Below are 20,082 nucleotides of genomic sequence, written 5' to 3'. Positions count from 1 at the left end.
TGACTCCCCGCGCAACATGCGCCGCGACGACCGTTCAACGTGCGGCATCTCGCTCTCCTGGGGGAGCCGACTCTCTGTCCACAACACCCCAAACACGGAGGACGACATGGAAAGGAGCGCACACGACGCCTCTCCGCACGTCGATACCACACTGACTTTCGGCTCGGCCAAGGAAACTGTTCCACTGCCCTACGTGTGGTCCTACGGTATGGGCGCCGAGTCGACGGCGCCGCAATCCATCGGATGCTGACTCATCCCGACACGAGGCCAGCCACCATCGCACCAGACGTCACCAACCTGGTGATCGTGATCGCGCAGACCGGCGACGAATGGAGCACCACCGGCGAACTCGTCGATATTGGTAATCCCGGCTATCAGAACTTGCTGAAATCGCCTTGTAGCCTGACGAGCCATCAGGACCTGTCGAAGCTAGCCTGAGCAACAGGCCCACCCCAAAGATGATGGGCATCGGCGGAGGCCGAGCGACGAGGGCATGGATCTGGAGTTGCCCAATCGGTGCCTGCATCATCTGCACTACCGCTCGATGTCGCCGAACACGATCGTGGCCTACGCCCGCAACCTCGCTCTGTTCCTGCGGTTCCTGTCCGAACGTCAGGGCGAGGTACTGACGGTCGGCCCCGCCAGCCAACATGTCGACGAATGACTAGCGACAGTCCTCAGACCTGAGCCTAACCCCGAGATCAGCAATCATGAGATCACGCGGCCTACGGCGCACACAGGGAGCACGCACACATCGCGTAGGCGTTGTGTTGCCGTCGCGATCCCTATGCTGATGAGCCTGGATCACCGGGGGCGGTTCCGGTCGGCCCTTGCCCTTGGGCATTGCTGAGGAGGCTTCTCAAAGTCGGGCGCTCCGACAGGGCCGTCCCAGGTTCCCAGTCATGTCTCCTTTCCAGGACGCCGGATCCGTCTGGCTGAGCTTCGACGATGTAGGACGGCGGCCACGTCTGACGTCGGCGGTCTATCTTCGTGATCCGGGCACCCCCGAGGATGGCGAGATCGCTAGTGATCGTTGCTTGACCGCAGAAGGTAGACCCTTCGAAACGAGCTTTGATTGTGAAGGTGACGTTATAGAAACTGACACTGCCGAACCTGACACGGTTGAGGTAGCACTCCCTAAGGAATGCCGCTTGGCGAAAGTCCGCGTAGCTGATATCCGCGTCATCAAACCAGGTCATCCCTTCGAAGACTGACTCCACGAAGTAGAGGGTTCCATTGGAGGCGTCCACCTTCTCGAAGTGAGCGTCTTCGCGGAAGGTCGCGTCGCTGAAGTCGGCGGTTCCCCCGATCCTCGCCTTGTAGAACGACGCGTCGGCGAGGAACGTCGAGCCGGTATAGTCGACGTCGTCGGTGAAGTGAGCGAGTTTGAAGTCGCAGCAGCCAGCGAAAGTGGTGTGGGCGAAGGTTCCCACTGAGATGCGGCAGGCTGTGAAGTCCCAGTCTGTGAGCGTGGTGTTCGACAGATCCAGCCGGATCTCGTCCCAATGCTCTCCGTTTGCCTGAGAGTACATGTCCTTCAGCCCTAGGCCGCGATTGTTCTTCTTCAGATAGCGCAGATGACGTAGTAGCACGTCTCGCACGGCGGTGCGGACGTCGATCTCGCCTGCGTTGGTAGAAGCTGTCCGGCTTTCTGTCGACGACCCTAGCTTCTGGCGGTGCCCGGCCACTCTGGAACTCAACCGCGATCGTGAGCCGTTTGTCATGTTACTTTGGGACTCCTTGCCAGCTGACGAGGGCATTCTGATGTAGGCGCATAAGAGGTCAACCACGGTCTGCCGGAGTTCCGGTGCTGCCTGAGCAAGCCTCTCAAGCGCGAAAACGCCCGCTAGCCGCACAGCCGCTTTGCCAGAGCCCAACTGCTCGGCGGCTTTGGTGTACAGGTCGGTGATGCGCCGCTCGGTGGCGTCGTGCGCAGCGTCCGCGGCAGCTTGCTTCTTCTGGGCCAGGTCGATGTCGGTGAGGTCCAGGGCGACCTCGGTAGAGCGTTGGCGGCGGACCGCCAACAACAGCGCAAGGGCGGCTCCGGTGCCGCCTGCCGCTGTAAGTCCGGTGCGGATGGCGTCGGTGCGCGCCCGCGCCAGATCCGCTGCGGCCAGTCCGTCGGCTTGTTGCCACAGCCACCAGCCGACGCCGGCCCCCACGATGACGACCGCGACGGCGGCCAGGAGAACCCACGTCCAGCGCAACGGGCGCAGGCGAGGCGGACGAGACGGCGGTAGCGGAACCAACGGACTGCCCATATGGCAGATCATGCCGCAACCGGCGGACAGTTGTGGCCAAGTAGGTAATCTCAGGCGACAACGGTGACGACTAAACTCGTCGCCACCGCAATCGCCCGACCACCCAAATTGCCCGCATCATTCTGTCGAGATAAACCCCTGGTGCGCCGCGCACACCAGCGAATCCTGCCCGATGATCGCCGGACGACTGGATCACTACCGTTCGTCCCTGCCGCGCCTGGACACGAACATGGTGCGGGCACCCGATGCGGCGGCTCGCCATGGCGAGCCGCCGAACCCTGGTTTGCGGTCTGGCTCGCTGGCTATCGAGTCATCACCGACCACGGCAACGTCGCCGCCTCCTACGCCGGCACGAGGCCCCTGCGTGTCCGGCCCATCACCTGGCGCCTGCCGAACATCTTCTGACAACCGCAGTCGATCCGCGCGGATCGACTGTCCCGCAACGACATCAGCATGGAGGACGACATGCAAAGGAGGACACGAACAACCGCCGAACCCCTCGACTTGGTGCCCTACGTCTGGTCGTACGGCATGGGTGCGGAATCCGCCGGAATTCTCCGCGTGCTCACCGACCCGACATCCCGACCCGACACGATCGCGCCGGACTTCTCCAACCTGGTCCTCGTCATCGCACAGACCGGAGACGAGTGGAGCACCACCGGAAGGCTTGTCCATGCAGCACATGCTTCCCTTGCTGCGTAAGCATAACGTTCGCCTGGTCGAAGTCGCCCGCAACGGGCCGACCAAAAAGGACGGTATCACCGTCTTGCAGGACACCCGCCAGCCCCGACGCCTGCACCTCGACGGCGTGTTCAAACTCTCCGACGAGAACCGCGCTACCGGGACGATGCCCTAGCTCGGCGGCGTCAGAAAATGCAGCCTTCTCTGCACCAAGCAAGTCGACGCGCCGTGACAGCCGTCGTTTGTCGCCTGGCGTGCTCCGACCGGCAAACACCCAAGAGCAGGCGCCGGCGAGCTTCGCTGCACAATCCCACGGTGGCCGACTGGCACGACAAGCCTGGGTAACCATCGTCGAGTAGGACGCCTCAGCTAGTACGCCACCGGATGGCGGTCTTGCTTGGCGGAGTGATGGGTTCAGGCTGGTGGATGATCTCTTCGGCGAGGTCAAGACCCCGGCCCTTCGACCTACGGGGTCCCGGTACCGAGGAAACTGGCCATTCTGTCCCGAACGACGTGTATTCGGTGCGACACTTACGGGTTATGGCGGAGCGAGCGAACGAGGTACGCAACAACGTCGGTGGCGAGGTGGACGGCCCGGTGGTGCAGGCCGGTTCCATCCAACACGTTTCACTGACTGACGCAGTGTCTGTCGAGCACGGGGTGCCGCGGCAGTTGCCATTGGCGGTAAGGGACTTTACAGGCCGCGTCGAGCAGATCGCGGCGCTGGAGGCGCTTCTACCGCCGGGAAGCGACGTCGATCTCAATTCGAATGCCGGAGCGGCGTCCGTGGTGATCTCGGTAGTTGACGGCGCCGGTGGAATCGGGAAGACCACCTTGGCAGTGTGGTGGGCCCACCGAGTGCAGCACCGCTTCCCGGACGGCACCCTGTACGTGAACCTGCGCGGTTACGGCCCCGGCGACCCAGCCACCCCAAGTGAAGTTTTGGAGGGGTTCCTGCGCGCGCTGGGATTACCCGCCGAGCGGATTCCGATCGGGGTGGAGGCACAAGCCGGAGCTTTCCGCTCACTACTGGCCGGTCGTCGAGCATTGCTCCTGTTGGACAATGCCCACCACGCCGACCAAGTACGGCCGCTGCTGCCCGGCGCCCCGGGCTGCGTGGTGCTCGTGACCAGTCGGGATCGACTGGCTGGGTTGGTCATCACCGAGGCTGCGACCCGGCTCAGCCTCGACCTGCTCACCCAGGCTGAGGCCCTCGAGTTGGTCACCGGCATCGTTGGTCCGGAGCGGGCGGCGGCTGAACCAGACGCATTGCAGGCGTTGGTCCGCTATTGCGCGCGATGGCCGTTGGCGCTGCGTATCGCCGCCAGCCAAGCCGCTGGCCTATACACAATCGCTGACGTGGTCGCCGAGTTGGCCGATGATCGCTACAGGTTGGACGTGCTAAGCCAGTCCAGGGACGACCGAGCCACGGTGCGGACGGTGTTCGACTGGTCCTACCATCGACTGACTGCTCCGCAAGCGCAGGCGTTCCGACAGCTCGGGTTGCACCCAGGAGCGGAGTTCAGTGTGGAGGTCGCTGCCGCAGCCACCGAACTGGCCCTGCGGCCGGCGCGACGGGTACTACAGACGCTGGTCGACGCGCACCTAGTCGAACACGCCGGCCGCGGCCGATACCGGTTGCACGACCTGTTACGCACCTACGCCGACGACCGCGCCACCACCGACGACACGTCGGAAGAACGAGACGCCACTAGGCAACGAATCTGGCAGTGGTACGCCCACCACGCCAAAGCCGCCAACAACATTCTGTGGCCGGCGCTCCGCGACTGGCATCCCGCTTTCAGCGTCCCCACCCGAACTCGACCTGAGATCGACCTGGCCGATGCGGAGCAAGCATGGGCGTGGTTCGTTTGCGAAGAACACAACTTGATTACCGTCGCCCACAGTACTGACCGGCATGACCACGCCGCGCTGAACCAGCTCCTCGCCGCCACGAGCATGACGCCTTTGTGGCGGCTGGGACGTTGGGACGATCTCTTCAACCTCCAGCAACGGGCGCTGGCAGCGGCCCGGCGCCAGGACAACCGCCTCACCGAAGCCCACTTCCTATCTAATCTAGGCGCGGTACAACGGGCGACGCGCCAGTGGCAAGACTCCCATGACAGTCTCCAGGCCGCCTTGGCTCTGGCTCACGAACTCGGTGATCTTGGGCTGGAAGTATTTGCACTCAACGACTTAGGGATCCTCCTTCTGAATCAGGGACGTTATGAACAAGCACGGCAGCTTTTTCAGGATGCGTTGCAGTTGGCCCCTGGTTTTCAATCTGGACGGTTGGAAGCGGCGATTGAATGCAATCTCAGCCAGGTGTGCATCGGACTGGGCGACCATGTGCAAGCGCTACACCACGCGCATCGCGGCCTTGCCCGGCATCGGCGCGCCCGTGGCCGCAATGGGGAAGCCGCTGCACTGGTTCAGCTCGCCAAGGCCCGGCAGGGTTTAGGTGAGCATCACGAGGCGATTGCCTTGTGTGAGCAAGCCCGCGAGGTCGAAGCCAACCACCGCTACCCCCTGAACACCGCTGAAATCCTGGCTACCCTCAGCATCTCACTAGACCACACTGGCCACACCGCCCGTGCCCACGCATGCTGGCAGGATGCCTTGGCGATTTACGACCAGTACGGCGACCCCAGGGCTGTTGCATTGCGACAGCGCCACGACGCCACGCGCCCGGCGAACAGCGAATCGCAGTAAAAGTCTGGCAAAGTGCACTTGTCGGCGCCTCGGGCGTGAAAGAGAGATTCCGCAGACCGCCCGCAGGTCGATCGTGTGGTCATGCAACGCCGCGCTTCCGAGGGAGTTCCTCGAGACGCGATCTACATCGCGGCGAAGGCCGCAACCAAGGCCCGAAACGACAAGATCTCTGTCCCGATCGTGCAGGATACGGCACGAGCCTGGTATCAGTCCGACAAGGCTCGCGCGCTCCGCGCGCATCCTGAGCCGGACCGGCTCTTGAAATGGCTCATCGACAACGTCATCCGAGCTAAGAAGGCCCGTGGGTTCCTCGTCAACGAACGCGACGTTGATATCCCCATCCTGCTCGCGCTCTTCGACGCCCGCGTCCTCCACATCGTTCGACGTGGCTACTCAGCGCAAGACCAGCCTGGCGAGCGATTCGACGTTTGGGTGATCGACTATGGCGCCTACGTCGACCTGATTCACACCAGCTACGCCCCTCAAGGACTTTTGCCCTTCCAAGCTGCGGACGGGGACGAGCAATACGTCGGGCTGGACGTCCCGGTTCAAGACCTGCGCGCGATCCGGCGCGCGATTCTCGACCTCGACGAGTTCCAAGCGCACTCGGATCTCAGGCACGGTTCAACTGAGCAGTAAGAGTTGCTGATCGCAGCTTAAGCCGGGGGCCTCGCAGCACGGGCAGAGTTGACGCGTGTCAGCGCTCACGCAATCCCCCAGCCGAGGCCCGTTTTCGCTCAAGAGTTTCCCCAACTGCGCGCTCACGGGTTTCCGCACCGGGACGACGAACCCAGCGCTCGCGATCCCCACAAGGGCGATGGGCGCACTCACCCCAGTTGTTCGTGACGGCCCCCGTGCCCGCACGTGGCAGCGGGCGAGAGGGTCATCCGCGCGAGCGAGCCGGCCCGCTCGGACACCGAGAGGTCGCGCGTGGCCCCAGATTCCCTATCAGGCATGGGAGACCGGGGGTAGGCACCGTTCCCGTACGAACCCCCGCTGGCAAGTTTCGAACACGCTGGACGTCGCCGCCAGGTGCGACGTCCGCCGAGCTGTCCTCCCGCCGCAACGCTCGCGTTCCGGGTGGGGAACCCGTCGGTAGCGGACGGCCGCTCGAGAGCGGTTGAACAAGCCTGACGGGGCGAGTAGGTGGGGAATCCTGTGAGCGCAGGGACCGGGAATCCCGTGAGCGACGACACCGCGGAACTGGAGTTTCGGCGCTGCGGACATGCCCGCTACGATCCGGGTTCCAGCAGCTCAACGACGGCAGGTGCTCGTGAATCCGTGGTTACAGGCGGGCTTGTCCTTGCTGGTCGGGCTCATGACCGCTTGTGGGGCCCTGGTCGGGGTGCGGCATTCGGTGCGTGGGAACGACCGAGCCACAGAACAGCGTGAACTTGCGGCACGGCGAGAAGAGTGGTGGCGTCGCTTCACATGGGCAGCCGAACTCGCGCTTGACCAGGCAAGCGGCAAGCGGACAGTCGGGTTGCAGCTGCTTGTGCAGCTCGCCGAATCCGACCTCGCGCAACGAGACGAGTGCTTGCTGATTGATGTCTTCCAACAGCGGGTTCTGGACGAGATACTCGAAGCCCAGACACCAACCGAGGGGCAGGTATCGGCATGAACTTGCGCCTGAACGTGACCGAAGAACAGGTCGCTGCGGCAAAGCTCAAGATCGTGCTGGACCAGAAGCTGGGGCGCCTGACACCAGAACTCGTACGTCGGATCGCCGCCACCCAACCTCTGCCAGCGTCGACCTCGCGACGCACGGCTCCTCAGGCTGAAGAAGCAGGTCCAACAGCGCAAAGCGAACAGAAGGGCAATCGGGCAGAAGTCCCCAGGTCGCCCGGCAGGTCCACCGCTGTTCCAGGCTTGGTGGAACAAGCCATGAACGAGTCGCGATCCGAAGAGCTGACGCGCCTGTTGACCACCGCCGAGACCGCTCAGGTCGTTCGGCAATACGACCGAGCGATCGATCTCTACCAACGCGCCCTTCAGAAGAGCCGCGAGATCTCAGACCAAGATTCCACTATCTCGGCACTGAGCCATCTTGGAAGCCTCTACGCGTTCCTCGGACGCAAGGACCAAGCAACTCAAGCCTTGGCCTTAGCTCTGGAAGAGATCGAGCGCTCCGCTAACACAGGCCAAGTTGAGCACCCCTCGCGGGCACAACAAGACACTTAGTCGAAGCACAGCGAGAACAGTATCCAGCTGACACCAACGTGCTCATGCAACACGGTTGAACTTGACACGGAAGACGAGTGGCCGCTGGGACGCCTGGGCGCCATGGGCAACTTCGGCACGCCCCTGGCGCTCTGGGCGCGCGGCGGCGCATCGCTGACCCAGCTCACCGACACCGCCGTGGCGCTCACCGGTACGCGCTGGGCGTCCGGGTACGGCAACACGGTCGCTGCCGACTTCGGCTACGAGCTGGCCCGCGCCGGAGTGACCGTCGTGGGCGGCGGCAGCGCCGGGGTGGACGAGTCGGCCCACCGGGCAGCGCTAGCCAGCGAAGGCAGGACCGTCGTCGTGCTGCCCTGCGGTGTCGATCAGACCTACCCGCGGGAGCACGCCCGTCTCTACGGCGACGTCATCGAGCGCGGCGGCCTGCTGGTCAGCGAGTACCCGATCGGCGCGTTGGCAGTCCAGGCCCGGCTCACCGCACGCTGCCGGCTGCTCGCTGCCCTCACCTCGGCGACGGTGATCGTCGAGGCCGGGCAACGCAGCTTCGCGCTGGCTACCGCCCGCGCCGCCACCGCTCTGGGCCGGCGGGTCTACGGCGTGCCCGGATCGATCCACTCCACCAGCTCGAAGGGCGTCAACGAGCTCCTGCGCACCGGAGCGGCCACGGCCGTGACCTCCGTCGAGCACATCAACTACCAGGACGGACTGCGATGAGCGGCCAGGACGAATTCGAGACGGCTCTGGCTGGGCTTCAGCTCCCGGCCGAATGGCACCTCGACGTGGCGATCCGCCCCCGGCGCCGCAGCGTCGGCATCGAGGTCCTGCCCGGTGGCGCCGTCGTGGTCTTGATCCCACCGACGGCCGACCCGGAGCAGGTCGCGTGGTTCGTCCGCAGCCACCGCCGTTGGATCATCGAGAAGGTGGAGACAGCCCCCCGTCTGGCCCCTGACCACTCAGTCAAGGGGTTCGTCGACAGCGAAGAGTTCGACTTGCTCGGCGAGCGCTACCGGCTCCAACTCGTCGACTCCCTGCCGTCGGGCGTCGGACAGTCGCCCGCCGCGACGGCGGATCACGTTCTGTACGCGCGTCGACAGCGGCCGGAACAGGTCCGCCGAGCGGTCATCGAGCTGTACCGGCAGGTCGGACTCTCCTGGCTGAAGCGGGAGGGACGTCAGTACGAGCTGGCCGGCGGCATCGAGGGGCTCGACTACGTCGTGCGTGGCCTCGGCCGCCGTCGTTGGGGCGCCTACTACGGGCCGCCCAAGCACACGACGACGCTCCACTGGGCCGCGTTCGGCCTGCCCGTACACCTGGTCGAGTACGTGCTTGTACACGAACAGGCTCATGCCACCCGGCCACCAGGTCAGGCTCACGGCCCCGCGTGGCGGCGGCAGATGAACCTGTGGATGCCCGACTGGAAGCAGCGCAAGACCGAGTTGGCCGAGATTGGCCGTCACGCCTGGCTGGGCGATTGAAAGCCCAGTTCAGGTTGCCAGCACGCGCCGTTGCCCTGCCGGGTTCGGGTCAGACTGGACCCCACCAGCGTCGCCTGGCTCGAACCTAGGCAGTGTGGAACAGAGGTGTTGTCGTCCACAGTCTGATACAACAGAGACCGTCGGTCGGCGAGACCGACACCAGGGGAAGAGATCGGGAAGGAGGCAGCAGTGGACAAGGACAAGGACAAGCACATCGAGCTCCTTCGGGCTAGTGGTGCCAAGGTCGAGGGGCTCCAGGACGATCTCCAGAAGATTCGTGACCAGGAGGTGGCGCTACAGGCCCAGCGGGTCACAAAGCTCGAAGAGCTTAAGGAAGCCCGCGACGAGCGATTCACGCTCATGACGGCCGCAATCGATGACAGCGTCCCCAAGGCGCAGGTCGCCCGCGCGCTGGGGATGGACCGGACCAACCTGTACAAACTGCTCGATGGGAAGGGTGACAGCACCGATACGTGACCGCTGTCTTTGCTGTTGCCGGTCGCTCAAGTTCGAGCGCTCGGCAGCGTACTGTCCGACGAGACATTATGAACGCCGACGAATGGCCCACGTCTTGATGCCTGGGCGGAACCAACTGAGCAGACGTTCGAAGAGATGCTCGTTCCGTCCGAGCTTGGAGTGAGCATGATTCGCTTCTACCTCAAGGATGGACGTGCTCCTAGGTGACAGCAGGTCACGCCTGTTTGTGGCGGATCGGGAGCCGTAGCTACTCGTCTGCCGAGAACCCGTATCGGCGGACCTGGTCAGCTTCCTCATGTCGCCCTTGTGCCACCATAGCCTCGATCAAACGTAGGAAGGACCACTCCGTACCTGCTCGCGATTCGGCACGCAGACCGTCGATGTCGCGCAATGCCAGCAGGATTCTGGTGAGTTCGGCCGCTGCTTGATGGCTACCGGCGTCGGCCTCTGCGCGCAGCCTGTCAAGCTCGCCGTATCGCTCGGCGAAGTCAGCCAACGCCTCGACGTGTTCAGCGCTGCCGAGCATTCCGGTTAGGATGGCATGCCTTTCGAGGATCGCGATGCCTTCCGCGACATAGTCGCACCGCCCCAGCAACTCTGCAAAATCGCGCAAAACAACGGCGCCATACGAACAAAGAAAGGCGGCGGTGCTGGCTGCGTGTTCTTCGTCTTGGAGAGCGTCAGCTAACTTGGTCGCCGCGCGGTCATCTCCCGCCTGTGCCCTGGAGTACAACTCGTCGAATCTGCCGAGGAAGGCCAACAAACTGGGCAGCTCGCTATATAGCGATTTCCCGGAGTCTGCATGCTCCCTGACGATGTTGACGAGACTATCGACTCGGTCGAACCTGCCTTGCTCGGCATACAGTTCGACCTCGACCTCCAGGGACGGCAGGAAATCCCACTCATCCGAGTCGAGGACCTCGTCGGCGCGGCCGTGTTCGGCCAGCAGGTGCGCGTGCCTATCTATGGCCCAGGCATCCCTCAGAGGCGATCGTATGATTTCACGTAGGAAGCTGACTGCACCGTCGAGATCTCCTTGCTGAACATGGATCTGGATGAGTTGCTCGGCAGCTATGTCGTCGCGCCTGGCATGTTCACGGAGTTCGTCGAGGCGGCCCAGTTTGGCCAGCAAGCCAGCACGCAGGATGTCCGAAAGTCGATCGGGATCCTCGTCGCAGTCGAAGAAGTCAACCTTCAGCAGGAGCTCTATAGCCTCCTCCGCACGGCCTTGCTTGGCGTACAAATCCGCGAGGCCCCAAGCTGCGTAGCGGCCTTCCGCCTCAGCTTCGAGCCACGGACGGAGCACCGCGATGGCCTCATCGACACGGTCGTGGTCATCTAACACGTCCGCAAGAGCGTGTGCGGCGTCGTACCCGTCGAGTGAGCGCAGGAGAGCGGACGCTTCGTCCACCCTGCCCTGCCGCTTCCACATCTTGATCAGTCGACTTCCATTCGGCCACCACGGGCGGCCGTCGACAATTCGTTGGTAAACCGGTTCGGCGTAGCCGTAGAGCCCGCGCTCGTAGGCACGGTCTGCCAAGCGGTACATGTCGTCGAATTCGGTTACATAGCTGACAAGGCTTTGCCATGCGGTCGTGGGGATCGGCGAGGTGCGACGAATGTGCAGCGCGTGCTGGAACAGGAAGTCCGCCACCAGGTATCCGGCGGTATGCCCCATAGTCCGTCCGGCGACGGGGTTGAGCGCGGCAGCCGCCCCGTGGAGCGGTGTGACCGAGTAGTCGAGTGCGCGTTGGAGCCAATCAGCCGGAGCAGTGGCGCGTTGAGCGGAGGTGAGGTAGCCCGGCACAGCGTCAGCGATAGCTTCCGCGGTCAGGGGAGAAGACACACCGACGCGTCGGGCGTCGATGGCCGCGGTGAGCACCGCCCGGCTATAAGGGTCAGGCGCCTGATCCCAGCGCCTCACCAGCTCCGGCCCGGCGGCCAACACCTGGGTGAGGCCGCCGTCGGGGCTCGCCAGCGCGGCCCGAATACGGTGGTCCCCATCCGCGATGGATTGGGCTTGCCGGTCCTCGGATGCGGTGAAGGTATCGGCAACGTCGATCACGTGTGCCATGTCGAGGAGTTCGCGATCACGAACATAGGGATCCTCTGCGCCGGGCCAGCGCGGCGTTGTACGAGTCGTGTACTCGCCGGGCCACAGCGTGCCGACCACGACCGTCCCGGCCCTAACCAGTGCTCGTACGCAGCCGGCTGTCAAGCCACGCTCGCCACCGAGGTAGCGCTGTAGCTCATCCAGCCAGAGAACGGTGCGAGCTATGGGCGCGGCGGCCATGGCCTCCTGGGCGTTTGGCGGTTGTACCAGCCACCAGTCAGGCATCACCGCGAGCACCGCTTCGTAGAGCGTTCGCGTCTTGCCCACCGAAGAACCACCGATTAGCAGCAGGAAGCAGCCGCTCTCGATACCTGCGGTCAGTTCGGCGCGGAGAACCTCGTCGACATCGCGGGGGATATAGGTTGGTAGGTCACCAGCAGTTCCCGGAACCTGGATGGCCGCGTGGACGCCGATGTGCCGTGGCCTGACGTCCCGCACGCGCTCTGCGTGGTCTGGCCTGGACTGATGAGCACTACGGGCACGTTCCCACGCGGCACGCCACTGCAATTGGTCCACGGGAGATACTTGGCAAACCGCCAAGAACGTCCGCAGCTTGCTTTCGCTCGGCAGCCGTTGGCCACTGACAATCTCACCGACGGTGGACTTGCCCAGATGCTCGTAGCGAGCCTCGCCCGGCCGCGGACGCAAATTCCTGGCGGCCTGCTCCACGGCCTCGTACGACAGCCCGCAGCCGGCGCGGAGACCGTTCAGCCCAGCAGCGAGGTCGGCGGCCGTGTTGACAAGAACCGGATTGCCGACCGCCGGTGTCTCCCGCTGCACCCTCTCACCCCTCCCTGATGCCTTCCGACCCCAGCAAAGTGCCTCCGAAACACCAAGCCTAGAAGCAGGTGTCTTCGGAGGTGCAGCCGCAGGTCATCGGCTCGTGCTACGACAAGTGACCTCCGAGTTCCCTCCGACGACATGGCCGGAGGGGCGGCTCGGCTGCTGGACTCGTCCCACACCTCGAAGCCGAGAGCCTGAATGGGCTCAGTCGACATGTGGGAGAACGCGATGACGCAGTGGCTCGATCTCGTCCAAACGGCTGGCGACGTATTCAGTCTCGCTGCAGCTGTAACCAACCTTGTAACATCGATTCTCGATCGTCGAACTGCCCCACGTGAACGGCCGGTGGAGGAAACCCGCAGCTAGTTGATGTCCACTTTAGACACGCGAATCGGTGGCAGGACGGCTCGCTGCAAGATAGTCGTCCCCATTCCAGCGGGACCCACTGACCTGGACCGGCTCACCGAACGTCGGAGCGTGCACCATCTTCCCTGCGCCGATGTACAGACCAACGTGGTGAACGTTGCCGGGCATGCCATAGAAGACCAGGTCGCCGGGGAGCAATGGATGGCCAGCGGGCACGAGTGGGCCGGCGTTGTACTGTGTCTGTGCTGTGCGGGGCAGGTTGAGCCCGGCGGCGTTATAGGCGGCTTTGGTGAGTCCGGAGCAGTCAAAGCCGCTGTCACCACCAGCTGGTCCGTTGCCGCCCCACACATACGGCAGCCCGAGTTGGCCGCAGGCGAAGTTGATCGCCATGATCGCGGCCGGAATGGGTGCCTGGATCTTGTTGCAGTCGCCGGTGCCGACAGTAGCTGTGCCGTACCGCTTTGCCTGTGCCAGAATGCCGTTGACGTACTCCTCGGAGTGGTTGTAGGCAAACAACGCCTTGCGAATGTCCTTATGCGCTCCGGAATCGCAGAGGTAGAACGCCGCCGCGTAGATGGCGTCGTGCTCGTTGTAGCGCGAAGGCGGGTTGGCGCCTCCGGGCGGGATCGTGTGTCGCACGATGACGCCGTCGAAGGTGGGTTTGAGGAACTGCATGGGACCGCTCGCGCCCATGTAGTTCTCGCCGTCCTTGATGCCTTCGCCGGATCCGCGCCCGTGCTTGGACTCGGCGTCGCCGATAGCGGCCAGGATCGTCCAGTCCAGCCCTGGGCACACTGAGGCCGCAGCTCGATAGAGGGACAGGTAGTCGCTGGGGATCTCGGCGATCGCGGCTTGGCTCGGCTCGGTGCCGCCGGTGCCGAACAGCGCACTGACGATGGCTTTGCCGACGCCGCCGATGAGGATGGGGATGGCGATGATGGCCGCGACAGCGGCAACGGCGATCTTCATGGGTCACCTCCGGAAGCGGCTGGTGGGTGGGGGTGGCGGCAGTGGGTCCGGCGCGGCGAGTTCCGCTGGCGCCTGCTGGGCCTGGGCCGAGGTGCTTGACGGCGCCGCGATGGGCGGGTCGGTGTGGGGCCAGAGCTCGGCGAGCCGTAGTCGGCCTGGCCGTCGTGACGAGGGGTCGGAGATCGGCAGCCAGCGGGCGACGGCGGGGTTGTTCTCCCCAGCCACCCCGGCAACGTCCGCGGCGCTGGTGGCCACGGGTACAAGCGCCGGTCGGTCCAACTGGGACAGGGCGTCAGCGAGTGCCCTGCGCGCGGTGGTCTCTCGGCGGCTGGTGGGCAGCCACATCAGGACGGGTGTGGTGATTCCCGTTGCGGTGGCGAGCTTTTCGTAGCCGTGGAGCTTGCGGCCGAGCTTGCCGAGGTCCTCGGTGCCGAAGTCGAATTCGAGGAAGAATTCGATCTGGTGGCCGTCTTCGCGCCACCGGCCGTAGGCGTCGGGGCGGACCATGTCGCCGAAGAGTCGGCCGCAGCGAAGCTCGGACCACCACGCAGTCAGCCGTCCGCGGGCACTGGGCCGCTGGCTGAGTGCGACGAGGGCGGTGAAGAACCCGTTGACGCCAACGGTGTGGGCCAGGCGCAGCGAGTGGGCGATGCCGATGGCGTCCTCGTGGCGGTAGCCGAGTTGCTTGGGATCGAGGCCGTCCTCGTAGGCCAGGGCGACCGAGCCGGCGATGTCGAGCACGTAGTGCATCGGGGCGGTGCCGGAGGTGACGAACGGCTGGAAGCGGTCGACGACTCGCCACTTGAACAGGTCGAGCATCCTGTGGTTGGCCGCGCGCATGGTCGGGTAGCAGAGCTCGACGATCTGCTGAGTGGTGAGAACCTTGTGCTCGTAGAGCATCCGGGCCAACCACCGGTCGCGAAGCGTGAGCCGCCCGGCGAGCTGGGCGTGATGCTCCCCGGTCGTGGCCGCGCGTGGCGTCGGGCGCTGCGGCATATGTCCGCGCAATGTCCGTTGAGGCGTGGGATTCGAAATCATGGGACGCACCTCCCAGGTGAAATGAGTGGAATCGCATTGGATACAACATTTGGGAAGTCTCGGTGACTGCCGTCTTTGCTGGTCAAGCGGGCGGAGCGAGTTGTAGCTGAGGCGGTTAGTCCACAGTGGACTTGGGCGTCGTTGGCCGACCGCTTCGATGTTGCGTCTGATGCAACCGTGTGGTGGGCCTTGAAGCGCCTGGTTCAGCTTGTGTTGGTCGACAATGTCGTCCAACTTGATCTGGCGTCGGCGGTGTTGGAGGGCGCCATGATCGAGTCGGTCGCCGAGCTCGCACTGATCATCATGAGCGACTTGTTCGGCATCCACCCTGGGTCCGCACATGGCTGGGCCAGACTCGCCCAAACCAGCTGGATAGATTACCTCGCAGCCTGTCAACTTAGCGGTTGGCCGAGGCGGTGAGATCTCTGGTTGGCTCGCAGGTTCCAGCTCCGCCTGCCTCACATCGTTGAGCGAGACCTGATTTGTCGGGGGTGTCGTCTACTCTTCCCGTGCTGTGGATCTCCGGGACGAGTTGGGGGCGGTGTGGGACGGGCACGGGCAGGGCGGGAGTGGTTGCCAGCAGAGGAGGACATGCTGCTGGGCGAGCTATGCGGTGACAGCACTTTGTCAGAGGTCGCTGCACGTCACAAGCGGTCGCCGGGTGCGATCGCTGCCCGACTCGACAAGCTGTTGACCCTGCAACGTGAGTTCGCTAGTCATGACGATCTGTTCGTGTGGGCGCGGTCCGAGTTGCGCAAGGGGCGTTCTGGCTCGCTGGGGTGGGCATGGGACCGGGCGGCTACCGCCGTGGCCGCGGGCTACCCCGTGCCCGGTCAGTCAGCTACCAAAGTGGGCAGCGAAGGGGGCAGGACGTCTGCTCGGGTCAGGTCAGCCACGGCGAAACGCCGGGCTGAGGTGATCGCCATCTGGTCCTCGATTACCAGTTCAGCCGACTGCTCTGAATCTGCGACTGAGCAGCCACACGGCGAAGAGCTTGACGTGCTCGCTGCGTTCGACGACACACGGCTTCATACGGCGGGGACTGCGGTCATGCGCGCGGCCGGTGAGCTTAGACCAGCCCAGTGGGTGCTTGAGGCCGACTGGCCGGGCATCGAGCGGCTGGGCATCACTGCCGGGCAGATCCGTACGAGCGTCAAGGATGTTCAGCAAGCCGGTGCCGATCTGCTGGTGGCTGGTCTAGGTCACTCCACCGAGCGTGACCGCGAGATCATGCAGATGCTTCTCGGGTTCGCCGGCGACGCGATGTCCCTCAAAGAGGTTGCCGAACGGTACTGGCTGTCTCGTGAGCGCATTCGTCAGATCCAAGTCAGCGTGATCAAGGCTGCCCGGGTAGGGCAACAGACTCGGGTGCGACGCTGTTGGCATCATGTGCACGACACTCTGCGGGACGCGCTCGGCAACGGTGCTGGACAAGCCCAGCTTGACCCTGACCTGGTGTTGTCATTCGTCGAACTCGTGACCCCCCTCGCGCCACGCGACTTGGCGGTGTCGTTGGTGGCCAGCCTGTGCGGTCTGCGAACCGAGGACTATCGCACCTTGTTCGCGGAAGTGGAGCAGCGACACGAAGAACGCGTACAGCTACGCCAGCAACGGGCCCTGGAGGAGAAGAAGCGCGGGCAACTGACAGCCAAGCTCGAACGACTGATGGCCCGATCGGAATGGCCAGCCGGGTATGCGAACCCGGACCGGTCCACTGTGAGTCCACAACGAGACCCGCGTGACCAAGCTCAGTGGAGTAGACCGGGCCGTTGGATGTCACCGCGGCTCGGCCGGGAGGTCGGCTACGACTCTGAGGCAGAACTGCGGATGTTTCAGTTGGTCGACGCTGCGGATGATCTGGTTGAGTCCTACTGTGAGCAGCCTGTTGTGATCCCGTACAGGCTTTATGGTCGCCGGCATGTGTACTTTCCGGATTTGCTGGTGGATTTCCGGGATGGGCGGAGACTGTTGATCGAGGTCAAGGCGCGGTTGGACGACTTTGCCGTGTACGAGAACGTGGTCAAGTTCGAAGCCGCCACGGAGTACTGCCGCGCCAAAGGGTGGGGCTTCATCGCCGCCACGGACCGAATCCAAACGAAGCAAGATCTTCTCCAAAGGCATGTCGACGACCGCGTTGAGGAGGCGTTGCGGGCTCACCTTGACGCTGGACCGACCACGTGGCTTCAGGTTGAACCGCTGGTTCGCGAGCACAACATCCTATACAGCGATATCGCCACGCTCGCACTGCGCAACAGCTGGTACTGGCACAAAGGCCCGTTCCGTCTCTCGGCCAAGCCGTTAAAGCGATTGAATGATCAGGGTTAGGTTGGCTTCTCGTCGAGGGCAGGCCGGTCTGGGAATATTGCACGGTTGGAGCACCGCTACTTCACCACCCTGGGCAGGAGTTGGCGAGTGGCGGAGAAGCGCAGGACCGGCTCAAGGGCCGCGACATGCGCGAGAGGTGACCCACATGTGTTGCGGGAGAACAGAAACGATGGACTACGCCGCTCGGCGTGGATCCACAGTGGGCTGACTAGACCGGCTCGACGCGTTCTCTGGGGCGGCTACAGGTGGGCGTGTGTTGATCTTCGCTGCCTTGCGGATTGCCTTGGCGCGTCCGGGAATCGCGGGTGGGAGTTTCTCGGTGACCGCGGTGAACGGCGGTGCTTCCTCGCTACCCAGGACGAGTCGGGCGGCGACGTGGTAGACGCCGAGGTTGGACAGGTCGTGATCACCCAGCCGCGGCATGGTGTGCCGGGCGAGCCGTTTCGCATCCTCCGGAGAGGCGTTGAAGAAGACTTTCGACCGAGCGTTGGTGCTGATGCCCTCTTCGAGCTCCTTCGGTAGCTGGCCGAGGTACTGGTGCGCCAACGTCATGGAAAGCTTGTAGCCACGGGCCTCGGCGAGCATGTCCTCCAACGGATAGGCCAGGTTCAGGAAGTTGTGGCACTCGTCCACGTACAACCCACAGTCGCGGCGTTTCCGCTGAGGGACGCGGGCACGGCGTGTGGCGGCCTGCCAGGTACGCGCCACCACGATCGAGCCGACCAGTCGCGCGGTTTCCATACCCAAGGCGTCGCGAGCGATCCGGACCAGACAGATGCCGCCTGTGTTGAGCACCTCGTCCATGTCCACTGTGGAGGCTCCGCCCGCGATGGCGGCGCGCACGAACGGGCGCAGGAGAAACCCGCGGACCTTGTTCATCAGCGGCGCGATCACCTGCGCACGTGAGGCGTCGGACAGGTCGTCGTACCAGGACCAGAAGCCCTTGAGGACCTCGTCGTCGATCTGGTCGCAGGCCCGTTGCCGGAATGCCGGCACGGTCAGCAGCTTGGGCAGGTCGTTCAGGGTCGGCGTGCCGGGCATCGCGGTCAGAGTGAGCAGGCCGGCGCGCAGGATGTCGTCGGTGCGCGGCCCCCAGGAGGAGGCGTAGATCCGAGAGAAGATCGACACGAGGTTGTCGACCGCGCGGTTCTTGTCCGTTCCTTCCAGGGGGTTGAGCACCGGCGGGCGGCTCTTGCTGTCGGCGTCGAACAGCACGACCTTCTCGCCGAGTTCCTCGGGCAGCCGCATCAGGATGTCCGAGATGAGGTCGCCCTTCGGGTCGACCACGACCACGGCGCGGCCGGCCTCGGCGTCGTCGAGGATCATCCGGGCCATCAGCTCGCTCTTGCCGGAGCCGGTGGCGCCGAGGATGTGCAGGTGGTGGCGGGCATCGGCGACGTGCAGGCCGACCGGGCGCGAGTGCCCGGAGTCCGACAACCCGAGGGGCTTGATCAGGTCACCGGTCGTGGCGATGCCGGGCGGGGGCGGCACGGCCTTCGCGCCGGCCCGCTGCAGACCGGGTACGGCTTCGTCGATCGGCAGGTGCGCGATCGCGGCCAGTTCCGGGATCGAGAGCAGATCGCCCTTGCCGAGCCGGCGGTCGGCCAGCACGGTGACCGGGTGGCGGAGCCGGACCCGGCGGTAGTAGTTGTGCTCGGAGTACGCGGCGAACGCTGAGGCGATCGCGTGCCCGCGGCCCCGCAGCACCTCCCGCACCGCCTGGATCTCGCCGGGCGTCGCTTCGTCGGGGACGGTGGTGGCGACGGCGTAGCGGATGCGGGTTTCGAACTGGTTGGCGCGCAGCTTCTCCACGACCGCCCGGTCCTGGGCGCCGTATTCCAGGCTGGTCTGTCGATCCAGCTGCGGCGTCCGCGTGCTGGTCGATGGCTTGGGTGTCTTGCCGGGAGTGATGGCGTCGAGCAGTCGGCCGACCAGGTTGACCGAGCCGCCTGCGTGCACGCGCCGGGCTGCCCGGCGGGCCTTGGTCACCCGGTGCCCGGCGACCGGGCGGGCGAGGATCTGCACGCAGGCGCGCTCGTGCGGGCCGAGTCCGACCGGCGCGCCGAGCAGCGCCCGGATCGGGTCGGCCTGGTGGTCGGTGCGGATCGGCAGTGCCTCCGAGCGTGCCAGCCGCAGCTCACCGCCCACGGCTTCGACCTGTCGGCCTGCTGCAGCGGAGAGCGGGATCGGCGGCTTGGCCGGGGTGGTGCGGGTGTGCGCGCCGGGCCAGGCCGCTTCGATCGCGCGCTCGACCATGCCGGGTGGCACGAGGCCGGGCACCCACAGCCGGATGTGCACGCCGTCGTCGGTGAACGAGAGTTCGAAGCCGAGGTGCGGCTGCCCGCTGAACCGGCGCCGCCAGCCCGGCCTAAGCAGACCGACCAGGTTGGACCACACGGTGATCGCCCCAGACGGGTCGACTGTCGGCGGCGCCAGCACGGTGACCAGCCGGGAGTCGGTTACCAGCTTCCCGTGGTAACGGCGGCGCCACCGGCGCCGCGCGACGATCGCGGCGGTGATGGCGACCGTAAGGATCGGCCCGGCGATTGGGCCCCAGGTCAGCGCGAGGTCGCGCAGGTGGGTCAGCACGTGCTGGAACGCGCCGAGTGGGTCGCGCAGGTAGTCGCCGACCGGCGAGGCGAGGACGCCGACCGCCGGGTCGGCGTGCGGTTGGGCCATAGAGGACACAGGTGCGGCGGTG

17 protein-coding genes are annotated in these 20,082 nt (G+C 64.9%); 12 read left to right on the top strand and 5 right to left on the bottom strand.

Features of this window, described 5'->3' with window-relative positions:
* The first annotated feature begins 243 nt into the window (after positions 1 to 243).
* Positions 244 to 438 carry a hypothetical protein gene (locus ACLARN_RS08315; RefSeq protein ID WP_409490700.1) on the top strand — a complete coding sequence of 65 codons (195 nt, stop codon included), beginning with the start codon at positions 244 to 246 and terminating at the stop codon, positions 436 to 438.
* Between the two features lie 55 nt (positions 439 to 493).
* Positions 494 to 664, top strand: coding sequence for a site-specific integrase (locus ACLARN_RS08310; RefSeq protein WP_409490699.1), 171 nt, complete (start codon positions 494 to 496; stop codon positions 662 to 664).
* A 121-nt stretch (positions 665 to 785) separates the two neighbouring features.
* Here the strand turns inward: ACLARN_RS08310 and ACLARN_RS08305 are convergent, their stop codons facing one another.
* Positions 786 to 2,207, bottom strand: coding sequence for a pentapeptide repeat-containing protein (locus ACLARN_RS08305; protein WP_409490698.1), 1,422 nt, complete (start codon positions 2,205 to 2,207; stop codon positions 786 to 788).
* A gap of 727 nt (positions 2,208 to 2,934) precedes the next feature.
* Here ACLARN_RS08305 and ACLARN_RS08300 point away from each other — a divergent pair.
* The 8 genes from ACLARN_RS08300 (at position 2,935) to ACLARN_RS08265 (ending at position 9,787) form a co-directional block, all read left to right on the top strand.
* Positions 2,935 to 3,117, top strand: coding sequence for a hypothetical protein (locus ACLARN_RS08300; protein WP_409490697.1), 183 nt, complete (start codon positions 2,935 to 2,937; stop codon positions 3,115 to 3,117).
* A gap of 365 nt (positions 3,118 to 3,482) precedes the next feature.
* Positions 3,483 to 5,654, top strand: a complete 2,172-nt coding sequence (locus ACLARN_RS08295) for an ATP-binding protein (protein ID WP_409490696.1) — start codon at positions 3,483 to 3,485, stop codon at positions 5,652 to 5,654.
* A gap of 81 nt (positions 5,655 to 5,735) precedes the next feature.
* Positions 5,736 to 6,293: a hypothetical protein gene (locus ACLARN_RS08290; RefSeq protein ID WP_409490695.1), complete on the top strand. Its 558-nt coding sequence runs from the start codon at positions 5,736 to 5,738 to the stop codon at positions 6,291 to 6,293.
* A gap of 628 nt (positions 6,294 to 6,921) precedes the next feature.
* A complete protein-coding gene (locus ACLARN_RS08285; protein ID WP_409490694.1) occupies positions 6,922 to 7,275 on the top strand; it encodes a hypothetical protein in 354 nt (117 codons plus the stop codon).
* Positions 7,272 to 7,835: a tetratricopeptide repeat protein gene (locus ACLARN_RS08280; RefSeq protein ID WP_409490693.1), complete on the top strand. Its 564-nt coding sequence runs from the start codon at positions 7,272 to 7,274 to the stop codon at positions 7,833 to 7,835. The genes ACLARN_RS08285 and ACLARN_RS08280 overlap by 4 nt, the downstream gene beginning before the upstream one ends.
* Before the next feature lie 102 nt (positions 7,836 to 7,937).
* Positions 7,938 to 8,549 (top strand): DNA-processing protein DprA, encoded by a 612-nt coding sequence (locus ACLARN_RS08275; protein WP_409490692.1) that lies wholly within the window; start codon positions 7,938 to 7,940, stop codon positions 8,547 to 8,549.
* Positions 8,546 to 9,310 carry a M48 family metallopeptidase gene (locus ACLARN_RS08270; RefSeq protein ID WP_409490691.1) on the top strand — a complete coding sequence of 255 codons (765 nt, stop codon included), beginning with the start codon at positions 8,546 to 8,548 and terminating at the stop codon, positions 9,308 to 9,310. Before ACLARN_RS08275 ends, ACLARN_RS08270 begins: the two co-directional genes overlap by 4 nt.
* A 189-nt stretch (positions 9,311 to 9,499) precedes the next feature.
* Positions 9,500 to 9,787, top strand: coding sequence for a hypothetical protein (locus tag ACLARN_RS08265; RefSeq protein ID WP_409490690.1), 288 nt, complete (start codon positions 9,500 to 9,502; stop codon positions 9,785 to 9,787).
* Between the two features lie 247 nt (positions 9,788 to 10,034).
* Here the strand turns inward: ACLARN_RS08265 and ACLARN_RS08260 are convergent, their stop codons facing one another.
* The 3 genes from ACLARN_RS08260 to ACLARN_RS08250 all read right to left on the bottom strand — a co-directional run bounded on the left by ACLARN_RS08260 (position 10,035) and on the right by ACLARN_RS08250 (position 15,056).
* Complete coding sequence (locus ACLARN_RS08260; RefSeq protein ID WP_409490689.1) at positions 10,035 to 12,680, bottom strand: tetratricopeptide repeat protein; 2,646 nt, start codon at positions 12,678 to 12,680, stop codon at positions 10,035 to 10,037.
* Between the two features lie 381 nt (positions 12,681 to 13,061).
* A complete protein-coding gene (locus tag ACLARN_RS08255) occupies positions 13,062 to 14,018 on the bottom strand; it encodes an NlpC/P60 family protein (protein WP_409490688.1) in 957 nt (318 codons plus the stop codon).
* Positions 14,019 to 14,021: 3 nt separating this feature from the next.
* The gene (locus ACLARN_RS08250) at positions 14,022 to 15,056 is read right to left on the bottom strand and encodes a replication-relaxation family protein (protein WP_409490687.1); all 1,035 of its coding nucleotides are present in this window, start codon (positions 15,054 to 15,056) and stop codon (positions 14,022 to 14,024) included.
* A gap of 141 nt (positions 15,057 to 15,197) precedes the next feature.
* Between ACLARN_RS08250 and ACLARN_RS08245 the strand changes: the two genes are divergently transcribed.
* Together ACLARN_RS08245 and ACLARN_RS08240 are read left to right on the top strand one after the other, a co-directional pair.
* Entirely contained in the window at positions 15,198 to 15,476 is a 279-nt protein-coding gene (locus ACLARN_RS08245) for a hypothetical protein (RefSeq protein WP_409490686.1), read from the top strand.
* A 171-nt stretch (positions 15,477 to 15,647) separates the two neighbouring features.
* A complete protein-coding gene (locus tag ACLARN_RS08240) occupies positions 15,648 to 17,381 on the top strand; it encodes a TnsA endonuclease N-terminal domain-containing protein (protein WP_409490685.1) in 1,734 nt (577 codons plus the stop codon).
* A gap of 174 nt (positions 17,382 to 17,555) precedes the next feature.
* Here ACLARN_RS08240 and ACLARN_RS08235 read toward each other — a convergent pair whose 3' ends face one another.
* Positions 17,556 to 20,060 carry a type IV secretory system conjugative DNA transfer family protein gene (locus ACLARN_RS08235; RefSeq protein ID WP_409490684.1) on the bottom strand — a complete coding sequence of 835 codons (2,505 nt, stop codon included), beginning with the start codon at positions 20,058 to 20,060 and terminating at the stop codon, positions 17,556 to 17,558.
* Positions 20,061 to 20,082: the final 22 nt, after the last annotated feature.

The organism is Amycolatopsis sp. cmx-11-12, assembly GCF_046269425.1.
In the GTDB taxonomy this organism is placed as follows: domain Bacteria; phylum Actinomycetota; class Actinomycetes; order Mycobacteriales; family Pseudonocardiaceae; genus Amycolatopsis.
Note: the sequence above shows the minus strand (reverse complement) of the source record. Positions and strands in the feature narration are given on the sequence as shown.